Origin of the sequence: Pseudoxanthomonas composti, assembly GCF_004122095.1 — a bacterium.
GTDB lineage: Bacteria > Pseudomonadota > Gammaproteobacteria > Xanthomonadales > Xanthomonadaceae > Pseudoxanthomonas_A > Pseudoxanthomonas_A composti.
This window is the reverse complement of the sequence record NZ_SAWZ01000005.1, coordinates 62,431-88,070: the sequence shown is the minus strand read 5'-3', so window position 1 is coordinate 88,070 and position 25,640 is coordinate 62,431. Positions and strand designations below refer to the sequence as shown.

24 protein-coding genes are annotated in these 25,640 nt (G+C 67.9%); 10 read left to right on the top strand and 14 right to left on the bottom strand.

Features of this window, described 5'->3' with window-relative positions; all coding sequences use genetic code 11:
- Positions 1 to 9 precede the first annotated feature (9 nt).
- The 5 genes from tsaE to EPA99_RS10545 all read left to right on the top strand — a co-directional run bounded on the left by tsaE (position 10) and on the right by EPA99_RS10545 (position 6,166).
- A complete protein-coding gene (gene tsaE, locus EPA99_RS10565) occupies positions 10 to 477 on the top strand; it encodes a tRNA (adenosine(37)-N6)-threonylcarbamoyltransferase complex ATPase subunit type 1 TsaE (protein WP_129471198.1) in 468 nt (155 codons plus the stop codon).
- Between the two features lie 102 nt (positions 478 to 579).
- Complete coding sequence (locus EPA99_RS10560; protein ID WP_129471197.1) at positions 580 to 2,118, top strand: N-acetylmuramoyl-L-alanine amidase; 1,539 nt, start codon at positions 580 to 582, stop codon at positions 2,116 to 2,118.
- A gap of 212 nt (positions 2,119 to 2,330) precedes the next feature.
- Positions 2,331 to 4,199, top strand: a complete 1,869-nt coding sequence (gene mutL / locus EPA99_RS10555) for a DNA mismatch repair endonuclease MutL (protein WP_129471462.1) — start codon at positions 2,331 to 2,333, stop codon at positions 4,197 to 4,199.
- A gap of 41 nt (positions 4,200 to 4,240) precedes the next feature.
- Positions 4,241 to 5,164, top strand: a complete 924-nt coding sequence (locus EPA99_RS10550) for a DUF1684 domain-containing protein (protein ID WP_129471463.1) — start codon at positions 4,241 to 4,243, stop codon at positions 5,162 to 5,164.
- A 48-nt stretch (positions 5,165 to 5,212) separates the two neighbouring features.
- Positions 5,213 to 6,166: a TraB/GumN family protein gene (locus EPA99_RS10545; RefSeq protein ID WP_129471461.1), complete on the top strand. Its 954-nt coding sequence runs from the start codon at positions 5,213 to 5,215 to the stop codon at positions 6,164 to 6,166.
- A gap of 16 nt (positions 6,167 to 6,182) precedes the next feature.
- On the opposite strand, the gene rnfB is transcribed toward EPA99_RS10545, so the two are convergent.
- The 4 genes from rnfB to EPA99_RS10525 form a co-directional block, all read right to left on the bottom strand.
- Positions 6,183 to 6,602, bottom strand: coding sequence for an Rnf electron transport complex subunit RnfB (gene rnfB, locus EPA99_RS10540; protein WP_129471196.1), 420 nt, complete (start codon positions 6,600 to 6,602; stop codon positions 6,183 to 6,185).
- A 44-nt stretch (positions 6,603 to 6,646) separates the two neighbouring features.
- A complete protein-coding gene (locus tag EPA99_RS10535; RefSeq protein ID WP_129471195.1) occupies positions 6,647 to 7,237 on the bottom strand; it encodes an HAD family hydrolase in 591 nt (196 codons plus the stop codon).
- A gap of 126 nt (positions 7,238 to 7,363) precedes the next feature.
- Positions 7,364 to 9,430: a methionine--tRNA ligase gene (metG, locus tag EPA99_RS10530; protein ID WP_129471194.1), complete on the bottom strand. Its 2,067-nt coding sequence runs from the start codon at positions 9,428 to 9,430 to the stop codon at positions 7,364 to 7,366.
- Between the two features lie 132 nt (positions 9,431 to 9,562).
- Positions 9,563 to 10,006 (bottom strand): DUF2147 domain-containing protein, encoded by a 444-nt coding sequence (locus tag EPA99_RS10525; RefSeq protein ID WP_129471193.1) that lies wholly within the window; start codon positions 10,004 to 10,006, stop codon positions 9,563 to 9,565.
- Between the two features lie 436 nt (positions 10,007 to 10,442).
- Here EPA99_RS10525 and EPA99_RS10520 point away from each other — a divergent pair, with 436 nt between their 5' ends.
- From EPA99_RS10520 to dcd, 3 genes are all read left to right on the top strand, one after another.
- A complete protein-coding gene (locus tag EPA99_RS10520; RefSeq protein ID WP_129471192.1) occupies positions 10,443 to 13,487 on the top strand; it encodes a TonB-dependent receptor in 3,045 nt (1,014 codons plus the stop codon).
- 176 nt (positions 13,488 to 13,663) lie between these two features.
- Positions 13,664 to 14,503: an iron-sulfur cluster carrier protein ApbC gene (apbC, locus tag EPA99_RS10515; protein WP_129471191.1), complete on the top strand. Its 840-nt coding sequence runs from the start codon at positions 13,664 to 13,666 to the stop codon at positions 14,501 to 14,503.
- Between the two features lie 102 nt (positions 14,504 to 14,605).
- A complete protein-coding gene (dcd, locus tag EPA99_RS10510) occupies positions 14,606 to 15,175 on the top strand; it encodes a dCTP deaminase (protein ID WP_129471190.1) in 570 nt (189 codons plus the stop codon).
- A 612-nt stretch (positions 15,176 to 15,787) separates the two neighbouring features.
- Here the strand turns inward: dcd and EPA99_RS10505 are convergent.
- From EPA99_RS10505 to EPA99_RS10465, 9 genes are all read right to left on the bottom strand, one after another.
- Positions 15,788 to 15,979, bottom strand: coding sequence for a LiaI-LiaF-like domain-containing protein (locus EPA99_RS10505; RefSeq protein WP_129471189.1), 192 nt, complete (start codon positions 15,977 to 15,979; stop codon positions 15,788 to 15,790).
- A 116-nt stretch (positions 15,980 to 16,095) separates the two neighbouring features.
- Positions 16,096 to 16,749, bottom strand: coding sequence for a pyroglutamyl-peptidase I (pcp, locus tag EPA99_RS10500; RefSeq protein WP_129471188.1), 654 nt, complete (start codon positions 16,747 to 16,749; stop codon positions 16,096 to 16,098).
- Between the two features lie 10 nt (positions 16,750 to 16,759).
- Complete coding sequence (locus EPA99_RS10495) at positions 16,760 to 17,728, bottom strand: 5-oxoproline transporter, DUF979 family subunit (RefSeq protein WP_129471187.1); 969 nt, start codon at positions 17,726 to 17,728, stop codon at positions 16,760 to 16,762.
- On the bottom strand, positions 17,715 to 18,416 hold the full coding sequence (locus EPA99_RS10490) for a DUF969 domain-containing protein (RefSeq protein WP_129471186.1): 702 nt from the start codon (positions 18,414 to 18,416) through the stop codon (positions 17,715 to 17,717). The genes EPA99_RS10495 and EPA99_RS10490 overlap by 14 nt, the downstream gene beginning before the upstream one ends.
- On the bottom strand, positions 18,413 to 19,177 hold the full coding sequence (locus tag EPA99_RS10485) for a 5-oxoprolinase subunit PxpA (RefSeq protein ID WP_129471185.1): 765 nt from the start codon (positions 19,175 to 19,177) through the stop codon (positions 18,413 to 18,415). Before EPA99_RS10485 ends, EPA99_RS10490 begins: the two co-directional genes overlap by 4 nt.
- Positions 19,174 to 20,118: a 5-oxoprolinase subunit C family protein gene (locus EPA99_RS10480; RefSeq protein ID WP_129471184.1), complete on the bottom strand. Its 945-nt coding sequence runs from the start codon at positions 20,116 to 20,118 to the stop codon at positions 19,174 to 19,176. The genes EPA99_RS10485 and EPA99_RS10480 overlap by 4 nt, the downstream gene beginning before the upstream one ends.
- Positions 20,115 to 20,801 (bottom strand): 5-oxoprolinase subunit PxpB, encoded by a 687-nt coding sequence (pxpB, locus tag EPA99_RS10475; protein WP_129471183.1) that lies wholly within the window; start codon positions 20,799 to 20,801, stop codon positions 20,115 to 20,117. Before pxpB ends, EPA99_RS10480 begins: the two co-directional genes overlap by 4 nt.
- A complete protein-coding gene (locus EPA99_RS10470; protein ID WP_129471182.1) occupies positions 20,798 to 21,208 on the bottom strand; it encodes an HIT family protein in 411 nt (136 codons plus the stop codon). The genes pxpB and EPA99_RS10470 overlap by 4 nt, the downstream gene beginning before the upstream one ends.
- 4 nt (positions 21,209 to 21,212) lie before the next feature.
- Positions 21,213 to 21,884, bottom strand: a complete 672-nt coding sequence (locus tag EPA99_RS10465) for a dienelactone hydrolase family protein (RefSeq protein WP_129471181.1) — start codon at positions 21,882 to 21,884, stop codon at positions 21,213 to 21,215.
- Positions 21,885 to 22,005: 121 nt separating this feature from the next.
- Between EPA99_RS10465 and rimO the strand changes: the two genes are divergently transcribed.
- Positions 22,006 to 23,379, top strand: coding sequence for a 30S ribosomal protein S12 methylthiotransferase RimO (gene rimO / locus EPA99_RS10460; RefSeq protein ID WP_129471180.1), 1,374 nt, complete (start codon positions 22,006 to 22,008; stop codon positions 23,377 to 23,379).
- Positions 23,380 to 23,520: 141 nt separating this feature from the next.
- Here the strand turns inward: rimO and greB are convergent, their stop codons facing one another.
- A complete protein-coding gene (gene greB, locus EPA99_RS10455; protein ID WP_129471179.1) occupies positions 23,521 to 24,027 on the bottom strand; it encodes a transcription elongation factor GreB in 507 nt (168 codons plus the stop codon).
- Between the two features lie 151 nt (positions 24,028 to 24,178).
- On the opposite strand from greB, the gene EPA99_RS10450 reads away from it, so the two are divergent.
- Positions 24,179 to 25,633, top strand: coding sequence for a rhomboid family intramembrane serine protease (locus tag EPA99_RS10450; RefSeq protein ID WP_129471178.1), 1,455 nt, complete (start codon positions 24,179 to 24,181; stop codon positions 25,631 to 25,633).
- The last annotated feature ends 7 nt before the right edge of the window (positions 25,634 to 25,640 follow it).

The window sequence follows — 25,640 nt, the reverse complement described above, 5'->3', positions numbered from 1 at the left end:
GTGCAGTCCATGGCCCAGACACAGCGCCTTTTTCTTGCCGACCCCGATGCCACCGACGCACTCGGCCGTGCCCTGGCGGACACGCGCCCGGCCCGTGCGGTGATGCACCTTCAGGGCGACCTGGGCGCCGGCAAGTCCACCTTGGCGCGCGCGCTGCTGCGCCAACTGGGGGTGCAGGGCACGATCCGCAGCCCGACCTATACCCTGGTCGAGCGTTATCCGGTGACCGGTGGCGAAGCCTGGCACCTGGATCTGTACCGGATCGGCGATGCCGGCGAGCTGGAATTCCTGGGCCTGGACGAGGGCAATGTAGTGCTGTGGCTGGTGGAATGGCCCGAACGCGGAACCGGGGCCCTTCCTCCGCCCGACGTGAAGTTGATGCTGGGGATGCAGGATCAGGGTCGATACGCAGAGCTGGTGCCGGCCTCCGACGTGGGAGCGCAGTGGGTTGCCGCGGTCGCCAAACTCGTTCAGTAACGCGACATTGCTGTGACGGCTTAACAGGAAGTGGTGGCAGGTTACGGATTATTAAGGGAAAACCCATTGCGGGGCGGGGTGAATGATGTTTGAATCCGCCCCATGCGCAAAGGATCCGCCCGTCATCGCCCGCTGCTTGGGGTCGTCAGCCTGCTGGTGACCCTGGCGACGCCGGTCTTTGCCGGCGAGTTGCGCGGAGTCGCCCTGGCCGTGGGCGCTACCGGCACCCGGGCCGAGCTGCAGCTCGACGGCGCAGGCGCCTACACCACCATTTCCCTGCACGGACCTGAGCGACTGGTGGTCGACCTGCCGGCTTCGAAGGCCAGCGCCGGCCTGAAGCTGCCCGCCGCGGCTGGCGTGGTCCGTTCGGTCCGCACCGGTCAGCCGGTGCCCGGGACGCTGCGCGTGGTGTTCGACCTCGATTCGTCGGTGACGATGCTGGCCCCGCGCATGGAGGGGCAGGGGGCGCAATCGCGGCTGGTGATCGAGTGGCCCGGCGATGGCCCGGACCCGTCGACCGCCACGGCGCCCGCGGCAGCGACCGCGATGGCACCGCCCCCTCCGACCCCGGCCGCGCCGACCCCGCCACCGGTGTCCGCCGCCCAGGCGACCGCGGCCCTGGCCTCTAGCGCGGCTGCGGCTTCGGCCGCGCCCGGTCCGCAGCGGCTCTCGCCCCAGCAGATCCTCAATGGCGCGCGTACCGCCGAGCCGGCCGATGCGCCGGCCAAGGTCACGCCGAATGGCATCAGCTACACCGTGGCCACCGGCAAGCCTGCAGTGACGCCGGAGGCCGCCGCCGCGCGCGCTGCGGCTGATGCGATGGAATCCAACAAGCCCGCCGCGCCGGCACCGCCCCCGCGCATCCCGCCGGGCACGCGCCCGCTGGTCATCGCCATCGATCCGGGCCACGGCGGCCAGGATTCGGGTGCGATCGGCCCAACCGGCAAGTACGAGAAGCACGTGGTGCTGGCCATCGCCCGCGAACTGGCCCGCCAGATCGACGCCACGCCCGGCATGAAGGCCTATCTGACCCGCGACAGCGATTACTTCATCCCGCTCAATCAGCGTGCGGTGAAGGCGCGCGCGGCCAAGGCCGACATGTTCGTCTCCATCCACGCCGACGCGGCGGAAAATCGCAGCGCCAGCGGCTCTTCGGTCTACGTGCTGTCCACCAAGGGCGCGTCTTCGCAGCGTGCGCGCTGGCTGGCCGACAAGGAAAACGCGTCGGACCTGGTCGGCGGGGTCAGCCTGAGCAAGGCCGACAACACCTTGTCCTCGGTATTGATCGACCTGGCGCAGAGCGGCCACATGCGTGCCTCGGAAGATGCTGCCGGCTATGTGCTGACGGGTTTGAAGAACGCTGGCAACAACCACAAACCGCACATCGAACGCGCCAATTTCGCGGTGCTGCGAACCTCGGACATGCCTTCGATGCTGGTCGAGACCGCCTTCATCTCCAACTATGATGAAGAAAAGCGCCTGATGGACCCTGCGTTCCAGCGCAAGATCGCTGGCGCGGTGCTCAGCGGGGTCAAGACCTATTTCACCCGACAGCCGCCGCCGGGCACGCTGTTCGCCGCCATGGCGGCCGGGCAGGTCACGGCGGGCGCGTCCTCTTCCAGCAGCGAAAGCGCGCCGTAGCCTGCCGAGCATGCGTGGGTGGGCATCTCGCGGCGCGGTGCGCCGCGTCCAGGTAGAGGCTTTCCCGGGAAAGCCTCTTCGCGGCTGAAGCCGCTCCCACAGCATGCACAACGCGAGCGATGAAAGTACCCCGGCGGCAAGGCTCGGCATGGACGCTCGGCTATCATCTGCATTGGTCTTCCTTCCACGGCTCGCGCCGCGCTTCCACGCCAGTGCCCATCCGTCAGCTCCCCGACATCCTCATCAACCAGATCGCCGCCGGAGAGGTGGTCGAGCGACCGGCCTCGGTGGTCAAGGAGCTGGTGGAAAACGCCCTGGACGCCGGCGCGCGCCGGGTCGATATCGACCTGGAGGAGGGCGGGGTGCGCCTGATCCGCATCCGCGACGACGGCCTGGGGATCGCGGCCGACGAGCTGCCGCTGGCGGTTTCGCGCCACGCCACCAGCAAGATCGCCTCGCTGGACGATCTGGAGGCGGTGTCCACGCTGGGGTTTCGTGGCGAGGCCCTGCCGTCGATCGCTTCGGTGAGCCGGTTCTCGCTGGCCTCGCGTCGCGAACAGGACGAGCACGGCACGGTCCTGCACGTGGAAGGCGGCAAGCTCGGCGAGCTGGCCCCCAAGCCGCACCAGCGCGGGACCACTGTCGAGGTGCGCGAGCTGTTCTACAACGTGCCGGCGCGGCGCAAGTTCCTGCGCGCCGAGCGCACCGAGCTGGGCCACATCGAGGAGTGGTTGCGCTCGCTGGCCCTGGCGCGCCCGGACGTGGAACTGCGCGTCAGCCACAACGGCCGCCCGACGCGCCGCTACAAGGGCGGCGAGGACCTCGATGCGCTGGAGCGCCTGGGCGAGACCTTGGGCGAGGAATTCGCCCGGCAAGGGCTGCGCGTGGAGCACAGCGGCGCCGGCATGCGCCTGCATGGCTGGATCGCACAGCCCAGCTACTCGCGCGCCAGCGCAGACCAGCAGTACGTCTACGTCAACGGCCGCAGCGTGCGCGATCGCAACATCGCCCATGCGGTGAAGATGGCCTACCAGGATGTGCTGTTCCATGGCCGCCAGCCTGCCTACGTGCTGTTCCTGGAACTGGACCCGACCCGGGTGGACGTCAACGTGCACCCGGCCAAGCACGAGGTCCGCTTCCGCGATTCGCGGCTGGTGCACGACTTTGTCTATCGCACCCTGCAGGACGCGTTGGCCGAGACGCGGGCAGGCATGACCCCGCAGCCGGGCGTCGCCGCGCCCGGTGCGGCCGATCCGGCGGCGCGCTACGCCGCGGGCGCGGGCTTGAGTGCGCCATCAGGTGGCTACGCGGCGGCGCCCACCAGCTGGCAGATGCCGACGCGACAATCTCCGCTGGGCCTGAACGTGGCCGACGCGCCGGCAGCGTATGGCGCCTTGTATGCGGCGCCAGCGGCCAATGCGGGCGCGGCCGATCCAGGCTGGGCCAGCGGCTATGCCGGCACGCCAATGGCGATGCCGGCCGACAGCGAGGACGGCGTGCCGCCGCTGGGCTATGCGCTTGCGCAGCTGCACGGCATCTACATCCTCTCCCAGTGCACCGAAGGCCTGATCGTGGTGGACATGCACGCCGCGCACGAGCGGATCGGCTACGAAAAGCTCAAATCGGCGCACGACGGCATGGGCCTGAAGTCCCAGCCGCTGCTGGTGCCCATGACCATGGCCGTGTCCGAGCGCGAGGCCGAGGTGGCCGAGCGCGAGGCGCAGACGCTGGCGTCGCTGGGCTTCGACATCAACCGCAGCGGCCCGCAGTCGCTGCATGTGCGCAGCGTGCCGGCGCTGCTGGCCGATGCCGATCCGGAAGGCTTGTTGCGCGACGTGCTGGCGGACCTGCGCGAACACGGCCAGAGCCGACGCGTGGCAGCCGCGCGCGATGAGCTGCTGGCCACCATGGCCTGCCATGGCGCGGTGCGGGCCAATCGGCGCCTGACGCTGCCGGAAATGAACGCCCTGCTGCGCGAGATGGAGATCACCGAGCGCTCCGGGCAGTGCAATCATGGGCGTCCGACCTGGACGCGATTCTCGCTGGCGGAAATGGACCGCTGGTTTCTCAGGGGGCGTTGATGAAACAGCCGACTCGGCGGATGTGGGGTGCGTGCGCGATGATGCTCATTGCGCTGGCGATGCTGGGCGGCTGTGACAAGGCACCGGCGCCGGCCGCCGCGCCCGCGCAAAAGGCCGACGTGGAGTTCCTGGCCGATCACGCCATCTGGCAGCAGCAGCGCCGCGAGGAGCTCCAGGCGCTCGATGGATGGACCAGCCTGGTTGGCCTGCACTGGCTGGAGCTGAAGGCCCATTACATCGGCAGCGGCCCGGGCAGCGGCATCCGCCTGGAGGTTGGGCCGCCCAAGCTGGGCATGGTCAAGCAGCAGGGCGATGCGGTGGTGTTCACGCCCGAGCGGGGCGTGCCGTTGACCATCGACGGCAAGCCGGTCAAGGGCGCGGTGCGCATGCGTAGCGACACCGATGGCGCCCCGACTGTCATTCGCTTCGACGACGGCAAGGGCTCGCTGAGCGTGATCCACCGCGGCCAGCGTTTCGCGCTGCGCCTGAAGCATGCCGATGCGATCACCCGCAGCGGCTTCAAGGGCCTCGAATCCTGGCCGGCCGATCCGCAGTGGCGCGTGGACGCGCGCTGGCTGCCGCATCCGCCGGGCCAGACCTTGAAGGTCGTGGATATCACCGGGCTGGAGCAGCAACAGCCCAACCCGGGCGCGGTGGAGTTCCAGCGCGACGGCAAGACCTTCCGGATCGAGGCCCTGGGCGAGCCGGGCAGGAGTCTGTTCCTGGTGTTCGCCGATCGCACCAGTGGCCATGGCAGCTATCCGGCCGGTCGCTTCATCGACACCGCGCCGGTGCAGGGCGACCACGTGGTGGTGGACTTCAACCGGGCCTACAACCCGCCGTGCGCGTTCACGCCCTATGCCACCTGTCCATTGCCGCCGCCGGAAAACCGCATCGACCTGCTGGTGACCGCAGGCGAAAAGGCCTACGTCGGCCCGTCGCCGCTGGACAAGGGCGCGCATTGAACGCCATCGCATGACCCGTCTTTCGTTCGAGAACTGCCCATGACTTCGATGCTGTGCCGCGGCCTTGCCCGCCTGTCTCTCCTGCTGTTGTTGCCGGCCGCGCTGTGCGCCCAGGCCCAGGACACGGCGTCGCTGGCGCCGCCGGTGCCGCTGCTGTGGAAGGTGTCCGATGCGGACAGCAGCATGTACCTGCTGGGCTCGTTCCACCTGCTGATGCCGCAGGATTACCCGCTGTCTTCGGATGTTGACGTGGCGTTCAAGGATGCCGAGTCGCTGACTTTCGAGATTGCGCCGCAGGAGATGTTCTCGCCGTCCTTCGGGTTGCAGATGGGCCAGGCCGGGCTGCGCACCGATGGCAGCGTGCTGGACAGCGAGCTGACCCCCGCCACGCGCAGCCTGCTCAGTCACTGGGTCGCCACGCATGCCGAGTCGCTGGCGCGGGCCGGCATGACCAGCGACATGCTGCAGCGCTTCAAGCCCTGGTTCGTCGGCCTGACCATCAGCGTGGTGCAGATGACCGAGCAGGGGCTGGACCCCAAGCTGGGCCTGGACACGCACTTGGCCACCGAGGCCGGCAAGGCCGGCAAGCCGACCGGCGGGCTGGAGACCGCTGCCCAGCAGATCGCGTTCTTCGACAAGATGGAGCCCGGCGCGCAGGTGCAGTTCCTGGAAGAGTCGCTGACCTCGGCCGACGAGGGGCCCGAAGAAGCGCGCAGGCTGCACGCGGCCTGGCGGGCCGGGCAGGATGACGTGCTATGGAACGAGATGGGCGTGCAGATGCGGCAGGAGTATCCGGAGCTGTATCAGCGCGTGAACGCCGAGCGCAACAAGGCCTGGTTGCCGAAGATTGAACAGCAGCTGGCGTCGCCCTCCGGCCAGGACGGCATGCTGGTGGTCGGTGCCCTGCACCTGCTGGGACCCGATGGCCTGGTCGAGCTGCTCAAGGCCAAGGGCTACAAGGTCGAGCGCATCTGCTCGGTGTGCGGCAAGCCGGCCAAATAGGCCGCGCCGCACGCGCTCACGGCGATGGGCGCAGCTCGATGCAATCCACTGGGCAGGCCGGCACGCACAGTTCGCAGCCGGTGCACAGCGGCTCGATCACCGTGTGCATGAACTTGGCGCCACCGATGATGGCGTCCACCGGGCAGGCCTGGATGCACTTGGTGCAGCCGATGCAGTCGGCTTCGACCACCACGGCGACCTGCGCAGGCTTGTGCGCGCCGCGGCTGCGATCGAACGGCACGGCGGGCACCTGCAGCGCCGATGCCAGCACCCGTGCCCCGGCATCGCCCCCAGGCGGGCAGCGCTCCACGCCCGCCTCGCCGCGCGCCATCGCCTCGGCGTAGGGCCGGCAGCCATCGAACCCGCATTGCCCGCACTGCGTCTGCGGCAGCAGACGGTCCAGGCGGTCGGCGAGGGTGAGCGAAAGGTCAGTCATGCGTGGCGAAGGCTGCGCGGCGGATGAGGGCGGGGATGGAGTGCTCAGGACACGAGCCTGCCGCGATACCAGCGCTCGTGCGCGAGCGCTAGCATCGGCCTGTCCTCGCGACTGTCGCCGTACGCGTGAACTCGGCGATAGCGCGTGACATCGTACTGCGAGCGGATGCGAACCAACTTGCGCGCGCCACAGTCGCCGTCGGCGTAGTGCCCGCTGCATACGCCATCGTGGTGCTCCAGGCGATTGCAGATCAACCCCAGCCCCAGCGAAGCGCACCAGGGCTGCAAGTAGACGTCCAGCGATCCGGATACCACCACCACGGTGTCGCCACGCGCGAGGTGCCAGTCCAGCTGTTCGCGCATCTCGGGCCGGATCAGCTCGGGCAGCACCTGCTGCGCGTACCGCGCGCCGGCTTCCTGGACCTCGGCCAGCCTGCGCCCGGCGAATCCGATCCGCGTCACCCTCGCGCGGATCGCCTCGGCAGAAATGAGGTTCATGCGATAGGCCAGCAGCCACGGTGCCACGTTCCACTTCGCCCGCGCCAGTTGCTCGGGCGTGGCGATCTCACGCAGGAAGCCCGCATACGTATCGCGGGTGGTCAGCGTGTGGTCGAAGTCGAAAAGCGCCAAATCCATAAGCACAGGAGTGAGCGAAGAGGAGTGAGGAGTGAGTGAGACCCGAAGCTAAGCCAAAGAGCGGTCAGCGGGTCTCTCACGCTTGCCTTTCGCTCACTCCTCACTCCTCTCCACTCACTCCTGGCTTCAACGCACCGGCATGCCAGCCTGCGCGCCGTCATCGGCATCCAGCAGCGCCAGCGCGCCGCCGTCGAAGCCGGCCGACAGGATCATGCCTTCGCTCACGCCGAAGCGCATCTTGCGCGGCGCCAGGTTGGCGATGAACACCACGCTGCGGCCAACCAGCTTGTCCGGCTCGCCGTAGCTGCCGCGGATGCCGGAGAAGATCTGGCGCTTACCCAGCTCGCCGGCGTCCAGTTCGAAGCGCAGCAGCTTGTCCGAGCCTTCGACGAACTCGCACACCAGCACCTTGCCGATGCGCAGGTCGAGCTTGGCGAAGTCGTCCATGCCGATGTAGGCCGAACCTTCCACGGCTACGGGTGCCGGCGCAGCCTCCTTTTTCTTTTCCTGCGGCTTGGCAGGCGCCGCAGCGGGCTGGGCGGCGAGGGTGTCCTTGGAGGCGTCGGTCATGGCGTCGATCAGTTTCGGGTCGATACGGGTGAACAGGGCGGTGTAGGGCTGGATGACGTGCGCGGTGAGCGGCTGGTCCAGGTCCTCCCAGGCCAGCACGGGCGCAGAGAGGAAGGCCTCGGCTTCGGCGCTGGTGCGCGGCAGTACCGGCTTGAGACCGGCCGCCAGTACGCGGAAGAGGTTCAGGCCCTGCGTGCATACCGACTGCAGCTGCGCATCGGCGCCGTCCTGCTTGGCGATCACCCATGGCTTGGTGTCGTCGATGTACTTGTTGGCCTCGTCGGCCAGGGCCATCAGCTGACGGATCGCCGAGGCCGGGTCGTTGCGCTCGTAAGCCTCGCGCACCGGTGCCAACGCCTGGACGAAGCGCTGGTACTGGGCCGCATCGGGCAGCGCGTCCGCCAGCCTGCCTTCGAAACGCTTGCCGATGAAGCCGGCGCAGCGGCTGGCCAGGTTGACGAACTTGCCGACCAGATCGGCATTGACGCGGGCGATGAAGTCGCCCAGGTTCAGGTCCAGGTCGTCGGTGCCGCCGGAGGACTTGGCGGCGAAGTAGTAGCGCAGCGCTTCCGGCTCCAGGCCCACATCCAGATAGGTGCGCGCCATGATGAAGGTCCCGCGCGACTTGGACATCTTGGCGCCGTCCACGGTCAGGTAGCCATTGACGTGCAGGCGCGTCGGCGCGCGATGGCCGCTGCCATGCAGGACCGCCGGCCAGAACAGGCCGTGGAAGTTGACGATGTCCTTGCCGATGAAGTGGTGCAGCTCGGTCTGCGTCTCGGCGGCCAGGTGCGGGGCGAACTCCTCGCCGATGCGCTCGCACAAGGCCTTGAAGCTGGACAGGTAGCCGATGGGCGCATCCAGCCACACGTAGAAGTACTTGCCGGGCTGGCCGGGGATCTGGAAGCCGAAGTACGGCGCGTCGCGCGAGATATCCCAGGCGCGCAGGCCGCCCTCGGCATCCAGCCACTCGCGCAGCTTGGCCTTCACGCCGGGCAGGGCGACATCGCCCGCCAGCCACTCGCGCAGGAAGCCGTCGAAGTGGCCGACTTCGAAGAAGAAATGCTCCGAATCGCGCATCTCAGGCGTCGCGCCGGAGATCACCGACTTCGGCTCCTTCAGATCGGTCGGCGAATAGGTCGCGCCGCAGACTTCGCAGTTGTCGCCGTACTGGTCGGCGCTGCCGCAGTTGGGGCAGATGCCCTTGATGTAGCGGTCCGGCAGGAACATGCCCTTGGCCGGGTCGTAGAACTGCGCGACGCTGCGGCGGCTGATGTGTCCGGCCTGCTCCAGTCGAGTGTAAAAGCTTTCGGTCAGCTCGCGATTGGTTTCGCTGTTGGTCGAGTCGTAATTGTCGAAGGCCACGCCGAAGGCGGCGAAGTCGCGCTCGTGGCTGGCCTGGATATTGGCGATGAAGGTTTCCGGGGTGACCCCGGCCTTCTCGGCCGCCAGCATGATCGGCGTGCCATGGGTGTCGTCGGCGCACACGTAGAAGACGTTGTCGCCGCGCATGCGTCGCGCCCGCACCCAGATGTCGGCCTGGATGTAGCCCACCAGGTGACCCAGGTGCAGCGGGCCGTTGGCATAGGGCAGGGCATTGGAAACGAGCGCGGTGCGGGTCATGGCGGGGCTGGAAATCGGGGGTGGGCGATTATCGCACGCTGCCCGCCCTGGCCCGGGAAACGAACAAGCCCGGCCGGAGCCGGGCTTGTCGAGCGCCTGCGCTGGCCAGGCCTGCGTGTGCCGCGCTCTCTCTTACTCGCGGACCCAGGTCTGGGCGCGGCAGATGAAGGCCACGCAGCCGGAAACGTCCAGCTTCCTGCCACCGGGCTGCAGCTCCATCTTCGACTTGTAGGTCTTGCCGTTGGCCGGGTCCAGGATGGTGCCGCCCGCCCATTCGTTGGCACCATCTGGCTTGAGGTTCCACAGGATGGTCATGCCCTTGATCGGCTTGTTCTTGCGGTCGCCCGAACAGCTGTCGCAGACCGGGTTGGGCCCCTTGTCCGACTTCAGGATTTCCACGACCTTGCCGGTCAGGCTGCCGTTGGACGCCTCGCTGATCTCCACGATGGATTTCACTTGGCCGGTCTTGTCGTCGATGGTCTTCCAGCGGCCGACGGCGCCATCGGCGGCGAAGGCATTGGCGCTCACCCCGGACACCAACAACAGGGACCACATCAGCATCGTCTTGCGTTTCATGTCCCCTCCCAGGGATCGGTTCATGGCGCTTTTATACCGTACTGCTGCGCACTGTGGAGGGGCCGCGCCATTGCAGCGACGGCCATGCCTTGGCCATTGCCGCTTGGCGACGTGTTCAGCGGGTCCATGTCTCGCGTCAACTGTCGAACGTCACGTTGCCCGCCGCGGCGGTGTCCGTGAGGACGCTCGCCCGTCCTTGTATGTGTCTGATTCTTATTGGAATTTGTCGTAAGGTAAAAAATATGTCATTCGGTTGCACATGTACGTAAAGACTGGGTTAAGCTTCGGGCAACCTTCCGGGGAGGAGGTGGGCAGGAAACTGAAGCAAGGCGCTGCGCTTAGACGCTCGTCGCAGATTTCGGATCCGGTGCCACTAGGCGGGGGGGACTTTTCGGTTCTTTGAACTGGTATTTCCTACGTTGAGAGAGAGAGAGATATGGCGACTCCTGTTGTCCGTGATTTGCTGTCGAGGAAGATCAAGCGCAGCGCGTTGAGCATCGCGTTGGGGATGTGCGTGGTCGGTGGGGTGCAAGCGCAGAGCGCTGTCGGCTCGATTTTCGGCAGTGTCCAGCCGAATGCGTCCATCACCATCCAGAATCCGCAGACCGGCCTGAGCCGCACGATCACCGCGGGGAGCGATGGTCGTTTCACGTTCAGTCAGTTGCCGACCGGCAAGTACGTGGTGACTGCCGACGGCCAGACCCGCGAGGTCGAGGTCAAGATCGGCAGCGGCTCGCAGGTGTCCTTCGCCAGCGACGCCACCAATCTGGACGGTGTGACCGTGCGCGGCGCCCGCGCCTTCAACCCGATCGACGTGTCCTCGGTCGAGTCGACCTCCGTGTTCACCGCCGACCAGCTGATCTCGCTGCCGGTTGCCAGCGATGTCTCGTCCGTGGCGCTGCTGGCGCCAGGAACCGTCCGCGGCGATAGCGGGCTTGGTGCTGGCAATCTCGCATCCTTTGGTGGTTCCTCGGTGGCCGAGAACGGCTACTACATCAATGGTTTCGACGTCACCAACATGCGCACCTTCCTCTCCTTCGCGAACATGCCCTTCCAGGCGATCGCGCAGCAGCAGGTGAAGACCGGTGGCTACGGTGCGGAGTACGGTCGTTCGCTGGGCGGCATCATCAGCATCGTGACCAAGTCCGGTTCCAACGATTGGCACTTCGGCGGAAGCGTCGAATACACGCCTCAGTGGGGGCGCTCGGCCGGCAAGGACGTGCGCGAGCGCGATCCGGATGCTGCCGATCCGCTGTATGTCTACCGCAGCGACAACGAGTCGGACAGCACCATCTATTCGGCCTATGCCAGCGGCCCGATCATCAAGGACCGCCTGTTCTTCTTCGCCATGGCGGAAGGGCGGAACGAAACCACCGACACGTTCGGCGCCTTGACCAGTACCGCCACCAAGAACACCGATCCGCAGGGCCTGGTGAAGTTGGATTGGTATATCAACGACAGCAACCTGCTGGAGTTCACGGGGATCTACAACAAAAATAAGACCCGTTACAACACTTATGAGTACAACCTCACGGCCGATGGCGAGAATCGCTACAACGTCGGTCGTCATGAAGCGCCGATCGAACAGTACGACATTGAGAACGGCGGCAAGGTTGGCATCTTGAAGTACACCGGCTACCTGACCGATAGCTTCACCGTCTCGGGGCAGTACGGCTACTTGAGCAATACGATCGACTCGCGCTTGCCGGCCAACCCGGTGGGCGGTGAGTGCCCGTGGGCTTACAGCTTCGGCCTGACCACCAGCGTGGTCGACCGCTACATCGGCTGCAACCCCGGCACGATCTCCACGGTGGCCGATCTCAACGCCGAGCCCGACGAGGACATCCGTAAGGCTTACCGCATCGACGCCGAATGGGTCCTCGGTGACCATCGCCTTCGCTTCGGTGTGGATCAGGAAGAGTACGAGTCCAGCCATCGCGGCAGGACCTACGCCGGTGGCATCAACTGGGCGTACTACCTGGTTCCGGGCAACTCCGTGGCGACAGGCGCCTACGCGGGTCAGCCGGGACGTACGGTGAACGGCCAGCTCGTGCCGCGTGGCGCCCGCTACGCGCGTTCGCGTGTCTATCAGACCAGCAGCTCGAGCTACGAGAACACCAACAGCGCCTTCTACCTGGAAGACAACTGGCAGGTGACCGACAACTTCCTCGCTTCTATCGGTCTGCGTGGCGAGAAGTTCGAGAACAAGAACGGCGACGGCGTGGCTTGGGTCGAGTCCGACTACAAGCTGGCTCCCCGCCTGGGCTTCTCGTGGGACGTGGTGGGCGATGCCAGCTTCAAAGTGTTCGGTACGGCCGGCCGCTATTACATCCCGGTGGCTACCAACTCCAGTATTCGCGCGACGGGCGCGGAGTCCACCACGTCGAACTGGTACTACGTGACCGGCTGGAACGAGAGCGACGGTACGCCGACCGGCCAGGGTGCCCAGATCGGCCAGACGCAGGTCAACGGCTCGCTGGTCGCGCCAAACCCGGCGTCAGTGGCCTCCACCACCTTGTCGCCGATGTACCAGGATGAAATCATTCTTGGTACGCAGGTTCAGCTGAACGAAAACTGGATGCTGGGCGCGCGATTGACGCGTCGTGAGGTCAAGTCCGGCATGGACGACACCTGCACCACCAACCCCTGGATCGATTGGGCCAACGACAATGGCTATACCAACTTCGATCCGGACTCTGTCCCGAGCTGCTATTTCCTCAACCCGGGCAGCGATGTCACGCTGAACGTCGACCTGGACGGCGATGGCACCGTCGAGCTGGCCACCTTGCCGGCCTCCTACCTGGGCCTGCCGGAGTACCGTCGTAACTACACTGCGCTTGAGTTCTTCTGGGAGCGCACGGGCGAGAAGTTCAACCTGCAGGGCTCGTACATCTTCGCCAGGACGCGCGGTAACGTCGAAGGCTACGTGAACTCGACGCTGGAGCAGGAAGATCCGGGCCTGACCCAGGACTTCGACCACCGTCTGTTCACCGACGGCACTTACGGTCCCACGCCGAACGATCGCCAGCACACCCTGAAGCTTTTCGGCGTCTATACGATTACGCCGGAGTGGCAGCTGGGCGGTAACCTGATCGTGCAGTCCGGTCGTCCGATCAACTGCCAGGGTTACATCCCCCTGGAAGGCATCGAGCAGCCCGATCTCGGCAACCTCACGCCGTACAGCGGTTCAAGCTTTTACTGCTTGAACGACGATGGCACGCGTGTACTGGGCCAGCGTGGTGACCAGGGTCGCACGCCGTGGACTTGGACGTTCGACCTGACCGCGGCCTATGTGCCGAACTGGGCCGACAACAAGCTGCGCTTCAAGATGGACGTGTTCAATCTGTTCAACAACGACCGCGTGACCGAGTACAACGAGTTCAAGGAAGCCAGTCGCGACGTGATCAGCCCGAACTACATGAACGACGTGAACTACCAGTCGCCGCGCTCGCTGCGTCTGACCGTTCGTTACGACTTCTGATATCAGAAGTTCGTGGAGTGATGAAATCCAGCCCCGCAAGGGGCTGGATTTTTTTTGCGCCGCATAAAGTGCATGCGCGCGCGTGGCGCGACAGTGGCTCGCAAGGATGAACCGGCGGTTCGGCGATACTATGTGCAGCATCGCGCCGATCTCCGCGTCTTCCCAGCAGTGCCTCTGTGAAAATCCATGCCCACGCCGTCCAAGGCGACCTCAAGCCCCACCCCCGTGTCCGCAATGTCATCGCCGTCGGTTCCGGCAAGGGCGGGGTGGGCAAGTCCACGACCTCGGTGAACCTGGCGCTGGCCTTGGCCGCGCAGGGCTTGCGGGTGGGGGTGCTGGATGCGGACATCCATGGGCCGAGCGTGCCGGCGATGCTGGGCATTTCCGGCAAGCCGGAGAGCCCGGACAACAAGTCCATCGAGCCGCTGCGGGCCTTCGGGATCGAGGCCATGTCCATCGGCCTGCTGATCGGTGACGACACGCCGATGGTGTGGCGCGGGCCGATGGCGACCTCGGCGATGACCCAGTTGTTCAATGACACCCTGTGGGGCGACCTGGACATCCTGCTGATCGACCTGCCGCCGGGCACGGGCGATATCCAGCTGACCCTGTCGCAGAAGATCCCGGTGGCCGGCGCGGTGATCGTCACCACGCCGCAGGACATCGCGACCCTGGACGCGCGCAAGGCCCTGAAGATGTTCGAGAAGGTCCAGGTGCCGGTGCTGGGGGTGCTGGAGAACATGGCCGTGCACGTGTGCTCCAACTGCGGCCACGCCGAACATCTGTTCGGGCAGGGTGGTGGAGAGCGCATGGCCCAGCAGTACGGCGTGCCGTTGCTGGGGGCGCTGCCGCTGGACATCCGGATCCGCGAGCAGGGCGATGCCGGCACGCCGGTGGTGGCGGCCGAGCCGGATTCGGCGGTGGCGCAGGCCTATGCCGGCGCGGCGCGCGCGCTGCTGGCGGCACTGGAGGCGCGACCGCGCGCGCCCATGTCGATCGCCTCCTCGCTGGTCTGAGGCCGCGCCGAAGTCCGGCCCTTGGCCGCTGAGATCGCTTCGGCACCCCAAGGCTGCCTACAATGCTCGCCTTATCTCGCGACGACTGGACCTGGGCACCGTATGAGCATCAAGAGCGACCGCTGGATCAAGCGCATGGCCGAGCAGCACGGCATGATCGAGCCGTTCGAGCCGGGCCAGGTCAAGCAGGATGCCGGCGGCCATCGCATCGTCAGCTACGGCACGTCCAGCTATGGCTACGACGTGCGCTGCTCGCGCGAGTTCAAGGTGTTCACCAACATCAACTCCACCATCGTCGACCCCAAGCATTTCGACAGCGGCAGCTTCGTGGATGTCGAGTCCGATGTGTGCATCATCCCGCCCAACAGCTTCGCCCTGGCGCGCACGGTGGAGTACTTCCGAATCCCGCGCAGCACGCTGGTGGTGTGCCTGGGCAAAAGTACCTATGCGCGCTGCGGCATCATCGTCAACGTCACCCCGCTCGAGCCGGAGTGGGAAGGCCACGTGACGCTGGAGTTCTCCAACACCACGCCGCTGCCGGCGCGCATCTACGCCAACGAGGGCGTGGCGCAGATGCTGTTCTTCGAATCCGACGAGACCTGCGAGACCAGCTACAAGGATCGCGGCGGCAAGTACCAGGGCCAGACTGGCGTGACCTTGCCGCGCACTTGAGCGGTGGGGCCCCTTGGGCTCACAGCCCGCTTGGAAGGAAAGCGTCGCATGCAAGTGCGGCGCTTTTTTTCTTATCCGCGAGAGGCGCGGGCAAGTACAGCGCGGTGGCTCGGCGTGGGCACCTGGACTTCGCCAGGCAGCCTGGACCCGACCGGGTGTGGCTCCTCGGCTCGGTCAGCCATCCATGGCTGACGCGCCGCCGCGGGCCATCCTGGCCCGCTTTCCGCCACACCCGGCCGAATCCAGGCACGCCGCCTGACGGCTCAATATTTTCTTGGATAGAGGCCCGGAGAGCTCACGCGTGCAGCAGCGGTCCGGCGGCCGGTAGCCGCGGCAAGCGAGGCACGACGCCGAGCGCCCGAGTCAGGGCAGGAGCCCTGACCGAGGGAAAAGCGGCTGCCGGCTGCCGGGCCGCTGCCCTCCCTAAGCCGAAGCGCATCGAGCCGCCATCTCTCGAACAGGAAGAGTCCTCTCTCCTGACCCCTCATCATTGACCACGAGCACGTAAGGACTCCGCCTCCTCGCAGGTGGCGTCGTCCGCGCTCGGGCCGCTGCTTCCTCAGCGTAAAGTGAACCTCGTCCTCCGTCCTTGAAGGCGTGACCAAGCGACCTTCAGTGCCTGCAGGGCGCCCCGCCAGCGCGCACGCGGCGCAGCAGCAGGTTGATGCCGCCCAGGATCAACAGCAGGGGCCACCAGGTGCTGATCAGATGACTGACGTCGATGCCGGCGAACCCCAGGTTGTCCAGCAGGAACAGGGTGCCCAGGGTGATCAGGACCAGTGCGGGGATCAGGTGACGGTGCATGGCGGCCTCCTTGATGGCAGCGCGGTTGGGTGTGAGGCCATGCTGCGCCCGGCCGCGCGCCGGATCAGGTGCCGGAAGTCAACACTTTGCCGTGCCGGATGGCATGGCGGGCGGCGCTAGTGCTCCGCGCCGGCCGCCATGGGCAGGTCGGCCTTGGCGCGCAGGCCGACCTCGATGCAGGTCCGCAGGGCCTGGGTCACCACCTCCACCGCCAGGCCGGGCGCACCCGGGTGCGCGGCCGCCAGTTCAGGCGAATACGGCAGGTGGATGAAGCCGGCGCGGACGCGGCGGTGCCGGCGCAGCAGGTGGCGCAGGTCGTAGAACAGCTGGTTGCAGACATAGGTGCCGGCGGTCTGGCTGATCTCCGCCGGGATCTGGCCGGCCTGCAGCGCGGCCAGCATGGCCTTGATCGGCAACGTGCTGAAGTAGGCCGGCGGGCCCGCGGCCTGCACCGGGGCATCGACTGGCTGCTCGCCTGCGTTGTCGGGAATGCGCGCATCGATCAGGTTGATCGCCACGCGCTCGATCGAGATTCGCGCGCGTCCACCGGCCAGGCCGGTGCAGATCACCAGACGGGGCTTGAGCGTGGCCAGCGCCTGCTCCAGCGCGGCGGCCGAGCCGCGGAAGGTCACCGGCAGGCAGCGTGCATGCACCTGATGGCCGGCGACAAGCTGTCCGTCCAGCGGGCGCACGGCCTCCCAACTGGGGTTGGAAGGGTCGGCGCCGAAGGGCTCGAAGCCGGTGACCAGCACGTTGCGCGCGCGGCTCAAGGACGTTGACTCATCGGAAGCACACCCAGGCCATCAGGCCGATGTTGAAGACCAGCAGCACCACCGCGGTGGCTGCCTGCATGCGGATCACTCCGTACTGGTCCTTCAGCTCCAGCAGGATCGCCGGAACGATGTTGAAGTTGGCGGCCATCGGCGTGAGGAGGGTGCCGCAGTAACCGGTCAGCATGCCGATGGCGCCGAGACTGGCCGGGTCGGCGCCGTGGCGCTGGATCAGCAAGGGCAGGCCGATGCCGGCCATCATGACCGGGAAGGCGGCGAAGGCATTACCCATGATCACGGTGAACAGCACCATGCCGCCAGCGAAGGCCAACAGGCAGGCGCTGCGGCTCTGGACCGGGATGACCTTGCCGACCAGGGCGGCGATCAACTCGCCGATGCCGGTGGCGGCGAACACGCCCCCCAGGGTGGCCAGCATCATTGGCAACACCACCGCCCAGCCCAACGCATCGAGCAGGCGCCCGCCCTGTTGCGCGGCCAGGCCGGCGCCGGCGCGGGTGACCCACAGCGCCGCGGACAGCGCGACCAGGCTCGCCAGGGCGAGCGCGCTCAAGGTGAGCGCCTTGGCGTCCAGCAGGCCCTGCATGCCCGGGACCCAGCGGGCACCGACGAACAGCAGCAGGGTCATGACCGGGATCACCAGCGCGGGGAAGAAGAGGCGATTCCCCAGCTGCGAGGCGCTGGCCTTGCGGCGGAGCTGCTCGTCCGGCGAATCCGGCGCGGCGCGCAGGCGCACGCGCGCGGCCAGCACGCCCAGCGCGATCACGCCCACACCCATCAGCTGTGCCGGCAGCGCCTGTCCGGCCTTGTGCGCATCGAGGATGGCCTGGCCGAAGGCGAATGGCGCCACCAGCAGGGTCCAGAACGCGGCCATGGCATTACGGCCACGCCGCAGGTTGTGCCAGGCCGTCGCCAGCAGGAAGGCACCAACCAGCCAGTAGAAGTGCTCAGCCTTCAGCATGATCAACGCGCTGGGCAGCCTGCGCCTGCCGCTGCAGGCGCCGCTGCAGCAGGCGCAGGCGCACGGCGTGGACGACGAAGGCGGCGATCGCGGTCGGCAACGCCCACAGCGCGATGGACAGCGGCTCCAGCACGATGCCGCTGCGGGCGTAGAAGCCCTGGATCAGCAGCACCGCGCCGATGGCCACGAACACGTCCTCGCCGAAGAACAGGCCGATGTTGTCGGTGGCCGCGGCACTGGCACGCACCTGTTGGCGTTGCGCATCGGTCAAGGGCCCGAGCGTGCGTTCGGCGGCCGCCTCGCTCATCGGCGCCGCCAGCGGGCGCACGGTCTGGGCCGGGCCGGCCACATGGGTCAGGCCCATCATGCTGGTGAGCTGGCGGATGCCCAGATAGGCGATCTGGAAGCGCGCCAGGGTCAGGCCGCGAAAGCTGGAGATCCAGGCGCTGGCGCGCTCGCGCAGGCCGAAATGTTCCAGCACGCCCAGGGCGGGCAGGGTCAACAGGAACATCAGCAGCGCGCGATTTTCCACGAAGCTGGTGCCGATCAGGGCCAGCAGGTGCGGCAGCGGCACCTTGGCCAGCAATCCACTGGTCAGGGCCGCCACGATGACCACCAGTACGGGGTTGTAGCGCAGGGCAAAACCCAGCACGACCACGGCGATGCCGAGCAGGGGCCAGGCGTTCATGCGGTTGGGTCCTGTGCGGAGAACGGGCGGGCGACGCGGCAGCCGGCCGCGTCCAGGGTGTCGCGCAGCGCACGGGCGAAAGCCGCCGCATCGGGCCGGTCGCCATGCAGGCACAGACTGTCGGCGACCAGGGCCACGTGCTGGCCGGTGCGCGCGGTGACGCTGCCGGTGCGCAGCATCTGCAGGACCTGCGCGCAGGCCGCCGCAGTGGTGGGCAGGGTGGCGCCCGCGGTGCCGCGCGGGGTCAGCGTGGCGTCGGCCTCGTAGGCGCGCTCGGCGAAGACCTCCTGCACCACGCGCAGACCGACGCGCTGGCCGGCCTGCGTCAGCGCGCTGCCGGACAGGCCGAACAGCAGCAGCTGTGGATCGCTGTCGCGCACGGCGGCGGCGATGGCTCCGGCGAGTGCCGGATCGCGCGCGGCCTGGTTGTACAGCGCGCCGTGCGGTTTGACGTGCTGCAGCGCCGTGCCCGCCTGCCGCGCGATGTCTTGCAGCAGGCCGATCTGCGTTCGCACCAGGGCATAGGCGTCCTCCGGTGTGATCGGCAGGGCGCGGCGTCCAAAATGCGCACGGTCGTCGTGCGAGGGGTGCGCGCCGATGGCCACGCCGTATTGCAGGCACAGGGCGACGGTCTGTGCCATGGTGGCCGCATCGCCGGCGTGGAATCCGCAGGCGATGCTGGCCGAACTGATGAAGGGCATCACCGCCGCATCGTCGTCGCCTTCGCCCAGGTCGCAATTGAAATCGAGGGTGCGGGTCATGAGCGGCGCGCGCGCAGGGCCAGCGCAATTCTGTTCATGCGCGCGCGCTGCACGCAAGCGGCGGCCTGCGCCTGCTGCAGGCTCACCGCTTCGAAGGCCACGGCCTGGCCCGGCCCACACTGGGCCAGCCGTGGCAGGTCGGCCGCGATCACATGCCCCAGGCGCGCGTAGCCGCCGATGGTCTGCGCGTCGGCCAGCAGCACGATGGGCAGGCCGTCCGGCGGCAACTGGATCGTGCCCGGCGCGACCGGTTCGGAGAGCTGGCTGCCGGAGTCGGTCGCCAAGGCCTGTCCCTGCAGCCGCAGCCCCTGGCGATCGCTGCTGGGAGATGCCCGCCACGACTGCTGGGCCAGCTGGGTGGCCAGGCCATGGGTCGAGGGCACGTAGCGAATGGGTGCGCCAGCGGCGCCGACGATGGCTTCCGGGCCAACCCACCAGCCTGGCCAGTCCGGCGCGGTGGCCATTGCCCGCGATGGCAACGACAGTGGCAGGGCATCGTCCTGGCGCAGGGCGCGCCCTTCCAGCCCACCGAAGCCGCCGCGCAGATCGGTGCTGCGGCTGCCCATGACCTGCGGCACGCCGAAGCCGCCCTGCACGGCCAGATAGCTGCGCACACCGCCGCTGACCGCGCCCAGCTCGAGCGTGCCGGCCGGCAGCTGCACCGGGCGCTGCATCGGCAGGGCGGTGCCCTCGAAGCGGGCCTGCACCGCCGCCCCGGTCAGCGCGATGCTGGCCGGGCCGGGGAGCCGCAGGGTCGGGCCGCGCAGGGTGATCTCCAGCACGGCGGCCCCGGCATCGTTGCCGACCAACTGGTTGCCCAGCCATGCGGCGGCCGCATCCAGCGCGCCGGCCCGGGCCACGCCGATGGCGCCAAAGCCGGTGCGGCCCTGGTCCTGCACGGTGGTCAGCAGGCCCGGTGCGATCACCTGCCAGGCGGTCATGGTGGCCAGCGGTCGAAGGCGGCCGCATCGATCGGCACGAAGCGCACGCGATCGCCCGGCGAGAGCAGGCAAGGCTGCCCTCGAGCCGGATCGAACAAGGTCACGGGCGTGCGTCCGAGCAGCCGCCAGCCACCGGCGCCGCCACGTGGATAGATGCCGGTCTGCGCGCCACCGATGGCGACCGAACCGGCCGGCACCCGGGTCCGCGGCGTGGCCAGTCGCGGCAGCGCCAGCGTTGGGTCCAGGCCCAGCAGATAAGGGAATCCGGGCGCGAAGCCGATCATGCCGACGGTGTACTGCCCGGCGGCGTGGCGCTGGATCAGCTCGGCCTCCGGGATTTCCAGCGCCTGGGCGCTGTCCTGCAGGTCCTGGCCATGGGGACCGCCATAGCAGACCGGAATCTCCACCAGGCGTCCGTGCGTATCGCTCGGCGCGGCGCTCCGCAGCGCCGCGCGCAAGGCCTGTTCGACCTGCGCATGCGCGCCATCGCCCAGGACCGCCGCATCGAAGAACACCGCCACGCTGGCATAGGCCGGCACCACATCCACCAGCCAGGGCGGCGCCGCTGCGCTCAGCGCGGCGGCGACGGCATGCGCGCGGGCATTGAGGTCGACTTCGATGCGCTCGCCCAGCCGCAGCAGCAGGGCGTCGTCGGCGAGGGCCTCGCAGACCGGAAAGCTCATCCGGCCAGTCGCTGGCGCCAGGTCGTCAACGCGGCCTGCAGCGCGTCGGGGGCAAAGCGCTCAGGCTGCCCGCTGCCCCACACAGGACCCGGCCAAGCGGCATCGCCGGCGTGGCGGCCGACCAGATGCACGTGCAGCTGGCGCACGATGTTGCCCAGCGCGCCGATGTTGAGCTTGTCCACCCCGGGCACGGCCTTGAGCAGGCGACCGGCCTGGTGGACCTCGGCCAGCAGCAGGCGCTGCTGGTTGCCTTCCAGCTCGATCCATTCCACCGCCCCAGCCACGCGCGGTACCAGCACCAGCCAGGGAAAGCGGGTGTCATCCATCAGCCGTACCTGCGACAGCGGGCCGTCGGCGATGAAGTGGCTGTCGGCGGCCAGACGCGGGTCGAGTTCGAAGCCGGGCATCGCCTCAGCCCAGGTGTTGGCGCAAGAACGCCAGCGCCCGGCCGAAGGCCAGCTCCGCGCTGGGCGCGTCGTACACCGACGGGCTGGCGTCGCGGTTGAAGGCGTGGTCGGCGGGATAGGTGAACACATCCATGTCCGGCCAGGCCTCGCGCTGGGCCTGGACCTTGTCCGGGGTGATGTGGGCGTCGCGCTCGCCGAAGTGGAACTGCACCGGCGCCTGCAGCGGCTGGTCCAGGAACTGGGTGTTGCGCCCGCCGTAGTAGCTGACCGCCGGCATGGCCAGGCGCTGGGCCGAGAGCAGGGCGACCGTGCCGCCCCAGCAATAGCCCACCGTGGCCACCGCCTTGTCGCCGATCACCGTACGCGCGGCCTGTGCGGCCGCGGCCACCACCGCCACCGCCTTGTCCAGGCCGATCTGGTCCACGATCTGCCGGCCCCGCTGCATGCCGGCGTCGTCGTAGGGCAGCTCCAGGCCGGGCTCGACCAGGTCGAAGAACGCCGGCGCGATTGCCAGGTAGCCCTGCGCGGCGTAGCGCTCGGCCACCTCGCGGATATGCGCGGTCACGCCGAAGATCTCCTGCACGATGATCACGCCGCCGCGCGGTGCGTCGGTCGGTTCGGCCTGCCAGGCGGCCACCGGGCCTTCGGGGAGGGTGAGGGTGATCCATTGGCCCATGGCGGGGACTCCGAGTGCGAAGGGCTGGGCAGTGTACCCAGGCCCCGCGAAACATCCCGTTGCCGGCCGGCCCTGCGGCCACGGGGCGTATAATCGCCGGCCGCCTCCCTCTGTGTCGCCCATGCCAGCTGCCGCCCCCAAGGTCGGCTTCGTCAGCCTCGGTTGCCCGAAAGCCCTCGTCGATTCCGAACGCATCCTCACCCAGCTCCGGGTCGAGGGTTACCAGCTCTCCTCCAGCTACGACGCGGCGGATGTGGTGGTGGTCAACACCTGCGGCTTCATCGATTCGGCCGTGGCCGAGTCGCTGGATGCCATCGGCGAGGCCATGGCCGAGAACGGCAAGGTCATCGTGACCGGCTGCCTGGGCAAGCGCGCGGAAATGATTCGCCAGGCGCACCCCGGCGTGCTGTCCATCAGCGGGCCGGCCGACTACGACAGCGTGATGTCGGCCGTGCACACCGCGCTGCCGCCGCGGCACAACCCGTTCACCGACCTGATGCACGCCCCGCGCCTGACCGGCGAGGACTTCGCCGCCGGCGTCAAGCTCACGCCACGGCATTACGCGTACCTGAAGATCTCCGAAGGCTGCAACCACCGCTGCAGCTTCTGCATCATTCCTTCGATGCGCGGCGATCTGGTCTCGCGCCCGGTGGATGAAGTCCTGCGCGAGGCCGAGAAGCTGGCCATGAGCGGGGTCAAGGAGCTGCTGGTGGTGTCGCAGGACACCAGCGCCTACGGCGTGGACCTGAAGTACGCCGAGCGCAGCTGGCACGGACGCCAGTACCAGACCCGCATGAAGGCCCTTTGCGAGGGGTTGGGCGAGCTTGGCGTCTGGAGCCGCCTGCATTACGTGTATCCGTATCCGCACGTGGACGAGGTCATCCCGCTGATGGCGCAGGGCAAGGTGCTGCCGTACCTGGACATCCCGCTGCAGCATGCCAGCCCGCGCATCCTCAAGCTGATGAAGCGCCCGGGTGCGATCGACAAGACCCGCGAGCGCATTGCGCGCTGGCGCGAGATCTGTCCGGAGATCACCTTGCGCAGCACCTTCATCGTTGGCTTCCCGGGCGAGACCGAGGCCGAGTTCGAAGAGCTGCTGGAGTTCCTGCGGGAGACGCGGCTGGACCGGGTCGGCGCGTTCGCCTATTCGCCGGTGGAGGGAGCCACCGCCAACGCGCTGCCCGACAGCGTGCCCGAAGCGCTCAAGCAGGAGCGCCTGGCCCGCTTCATGGAAGTGCAGGCGGCGATTTCGGCCGAGAAGCTGGAGGCCAAGATCGGCAGTGTGCAGCGCTGTCTGGTCGATCTGATCGAGGACGGCATCGCGGTGGCGCGCTCTGCCGCCGACGCGCCGGAGATCGACGGCCTGGTGCATATCGAGGATGGCGGCGAAGCCGGCCTCAAGCCGGGTCAGTTCGTCGATGTCACCATCGTGGACAGCGACGAGCACGACCTGTTCGGCGAAGTGCTGCGCCGCGATTTGCCGGTGCTGTCCTGAGGCACGCGTTTCGGTGGTCGTCCCCGCGCAGGCGGGGATCCATGCCAATCACGCGGACGCCTCGTGATCCGTGTCGCGGGCTTCGTCCGACACCTCCGCGGCATGGCTACACGCCTGCGCGGGGATGACGAAGCACAGCGGCTAACCCGTCCCGTACCGCACTTCGACGATCACGAACCGCTGCGGACCGCCGGGCAGCTGCGCCTCGAACTCATCGTCCAGCCGCTTCTTGAGCATCGCCCGCGCCAAGGGCGAATCGATGCTGATATGGCCCAGCGCGGCGTCGGTCTCGTCCGGGCCGACGATGCGGTAGCGCGCGATGTCGCCGCTGTCGATGTTCTCCACCTCGATGCACGCGCCGAAGAACACCGCCTCCGGGTCGCTCGGGGTGGTGTCGACCACGCGCAGCGCTTCCAGGCGCTTGCTCAGGTAGCGCACGCGGCGATCGATCTCGCCCAGCTGCTTCTTGCGGTAGGTGTACTCGGCATTCTCCGAGCGGTCGCCCTCGGCCGCGGCCGCAGCCAGCGCCTTGACCACCTCCGGTCGCCGCAGCCGCCATAGCTCGTCCAGCTCGGCCTTCAGGCGCGCGTGGCCTTCGGGCGTGATCAGGGCGGTGCTTTTCTCTGCGGGCGGGCGCCAACGGCTCATGCGGCGATGGATCAGCGAAACGGGCTGCAATTCTAGGCGTGCGCCAGGCCTGGGCGCGACTTGCCAGGCACCTGGCCTGCGCGGGCTTGCGAGCGCTGGCGCCCATGCACCAAGCTTCGACCTGGGGGAACAGGGACGGGCGAGGGGAAGGGTGCTGATTCTGCCGCTGCACAAGCCACTGAACCGGGCGAACTTTCCGGTGGCGACGATGCTCCTGGTGCTGGCCAATGTGGTGGTGTTCTTCGGTTTCCAGTTGCGCGATGCGCGCGCGCTGGGCCAGGCCATGCAGGTCTATCGCAACCAGGATCTGGCGCGCTTGGAAGTGCCTGCCTACGAACGCCATCTGCTCCAGACCCGGCAGGCCGGGGCGCTGTCCAACTTCCGTCAGGTGCCTGAGCAACAGCGCGCGGCCTACGTGGCCATGCACGGCCTGACCGACGTGGCCTTCCTGCGCGCCTTGCAGTCCGGCCGCCTGTTCGACACGCCGGATACGCTGCCACGTTGGCAGCAGGCGCGGGCGCCCTACCAGGCGCGACTGGAGCAAGTGTTCACCTACCGCCACATCCTGCGCAGTTCGGAATGGTCGCTGCATCGCATGCTGTCCTCGGCCTTCCTGCATGCCGACTTCATGCATCTGCTGGGCAACATGTTGTTCCTCACCGCCATCGGCCTGTTGCTGGAGGGCGCCATCGGGCCCTGGCGCTTTGCCGGGGTGTACCTGCTGGGCGCGCTAGGCTCCAGCGCGGTCAGCCTGTGGTGGCGCGCGGGCGAAGCGGGCGGCGGACTGGGCGCGTCGGGAGCGATCGCAGCGATGATGGGCGCGTTCTGCGTGGTCTGGGGCCGCCATCCGGTGCGCTTCTTCTACTGGATCGGAGTGGTCTTCGACTATGTGCGGGCGCCGGCGATCTGGCTGCTTCCGGTGTGGCTGGGCTGGGAAGTCTGGAACCTGCTGACCAACACCGGGGCCGGGATCGGCTTCGATGCGCACGCTGGCGGCCTGGTGACCGGCGCCTTGCTGGGCGCGATGCTGGTGGCGAGCGGCCAGCGTCGGCTGGGTTTCATGCTGGACCTGCCGGAAGTGCCGGTGGACGACCGCTTCGAACGCGCGCAGCGGCACATCGGCAGGATGGAAAACGCCGAAGCCGAACGTCTGCTGGCGGAACTGGCCATCGAGACGCCGCACCACATCGAGATCGCCAGGGCACGTTATCTGGTGGCGCGCAACAGTGGGCAGCCGGCAGCGATCCAGTCGCGCGCACTGGCGCTGCTGGCCATCCCCGCCGCCGATGCCGCACAGGCGCAGCTGCAGTTCGAGGCCTGGCAGGCGTCGCAGGCCCAGGGTGCGCACCTGGAGCCGGCACTGCGCGCCGGGCTGATCCAGCACTGGTTGGCGCTGGGGCTGGACACGCAGGTCGAGCATCTTCTGGCCGCGAGCGCAGCCGACATGGCGCCGCAGGAACTGGCCCAGCACTGGTTCAAGCTGGCCCTGCACCATCGCAGCGCGCAGGCGCACGACAAGTCCAGCCAGCTGTTGCAGCAGCTGGTCGCGCGGTTTCCCGATCTGCCGCAAGCCGAGAAAGCGCGTTTCCTGCTGCACAACGCCTGATCGCCCG

Excerpts from the sequence above, each read along its gene's own strand:
- tsaE (WP_129471198.1), top strand. The coding sequence starts at position 10 with ATGGCCCAGACACAGCGCCTTTTTCTTGCCGACCCCGATGCCACCGAC.
- EPA99_RS10560 (WP_129471197.1), top strand. The coding sequence starts at position 580 with ATGCGCAAAGGATCCGCCCGTCATCGCCCGCTGCTTGGGGTCGTCAGC.
- EPA99_RS10550 (WP_129471463.1), top strand. The coding sequence starts at position 4,241 with ATGCTCATTGCGCTGGCGATGCTGGGCGGCTGTGACAAGGCACCGGCG.
- EPA99_RS10545 (WP_129471461.1), top strand. The coding sequence starts at position 5,213 with ATGCTGTGCCGCGGCCTTGCCCGCCTGTCTCTCCTGCTGTTGTTGCCG.
- rnfB (WP_129471196.1), bottom strand. The coding sequence starts at position 6,602 with ATGACTGACCTTTCGCTCACCCTCGCCGACCGCCTGGACCGTCTGCTG.
- EPA99_RS10535 (WP_129471195.1), bottom strand. The coding sequence starts at position 7,237 with ATGGATTTGGCGCTTTTCGACTTCGACCACACGCTGACCACCCGCGAT.
- metG (WP_129471194.1), bottom strand. The coding sequence starts at position 9,430 with ATGACCCGCACCGCGCTCGTTTCCAATGCCCTGCCCTATGCCAACGGC.
- EPA99_RS10525 (WP_129471193.1), bottom strand. The coding sequence starts at position 10,006 with ATGAAACGCAAGACGATGCTGATGTGGTCCCTGTTGTTGGTGTCCGGG.
- EPA99_RS10520 (WP_129471192.1), top strand. The coding sequence starts at position 10,443 with ATGGCGACTCCTGTTGTCCGTGATTTGCTGTCGAGGAAGATCAAGCGC.
- dcd (WP_129471190.1), top strand. The coding sequence starts at position 14,606 with ATGAGCATCAAGAGCGACCGCTGGATCAAGCGCATGGCCGAGCAGCAC.
- EPA99_RS10505 (WP_129471189.1), bottom strand. The coding sequence starts at position 15,979 with ATGCACCGTCACCTGATCCCCGCACTGGTCCTGATCACCCTGGGCACC.
- EPA99_RS10495 (WP_129471187.1), bottom strand. The coding sequence starts at position 17,728 with ATGCTGAAGGCTGAGCACTTCTACTGGCTGGTTGGTGCCTTCCTGCTG.
- EPA99_RS10490 (WP_129471186.1), bottom strand. The coding sequence starts at position 18,416 with ATGAACGCCTGGCCCCTGCTCGGCATCGCCGTGGTCGTGCTGGGTTTT.
- EPA99_RS10485 (WP_129471185.1), bottom strand. The coding sequence starts at position 19,177 with ATGACCCGCACCCTCGATTTCAATTGCGACCTGGGCGAAGGCGACGAC.
- EPA99_RS10480 (WP_129471184.1), bottom strand. The coding sequence starts at position 20,118 with ATGACCGCCTGGCAGGTGATCGCACCGGGCCTGCTGACCACCGTGCAG.
- pxpB (WP_129471183.1), bottom strand. The coding sequence starts at position 20,801 with ATGAGCTTTCCGGTCTGCGAGGCCCTCGCCGACGACGCCCTGCTGCTG.
- EPA99_RS10470 (WP_129471182.1), bottom strand. The coding sequence starts at position 21,208 with ATGCCCGGCTTCGAACTCGACCCGCGTCTGGCCGCCGACAGCCACTTC.
- EPA99_RS10465 (WP_129471181.1), bottom strand. The coding sequence starts at position 21,884 with ATGGGCCAATGGATCACCCTCACCCTCCCCGAAGGCCCGGTGGCCGCC.
- rimO (WP_129471180.1), top strand. The coding sequence starts at position 22,006 with ATGCCAGCTGCCGCCCCCAAGGTCGGCTTCGTCAGCCTCGGTTGCCCG.
- greB (WP_129471179.1), bottom strand. The coding sequence starts at position 24,027 with ATGAGCCGTTGGCGCCCGCCCGCAGAGAAAAGCACCGCCCTGATCACG.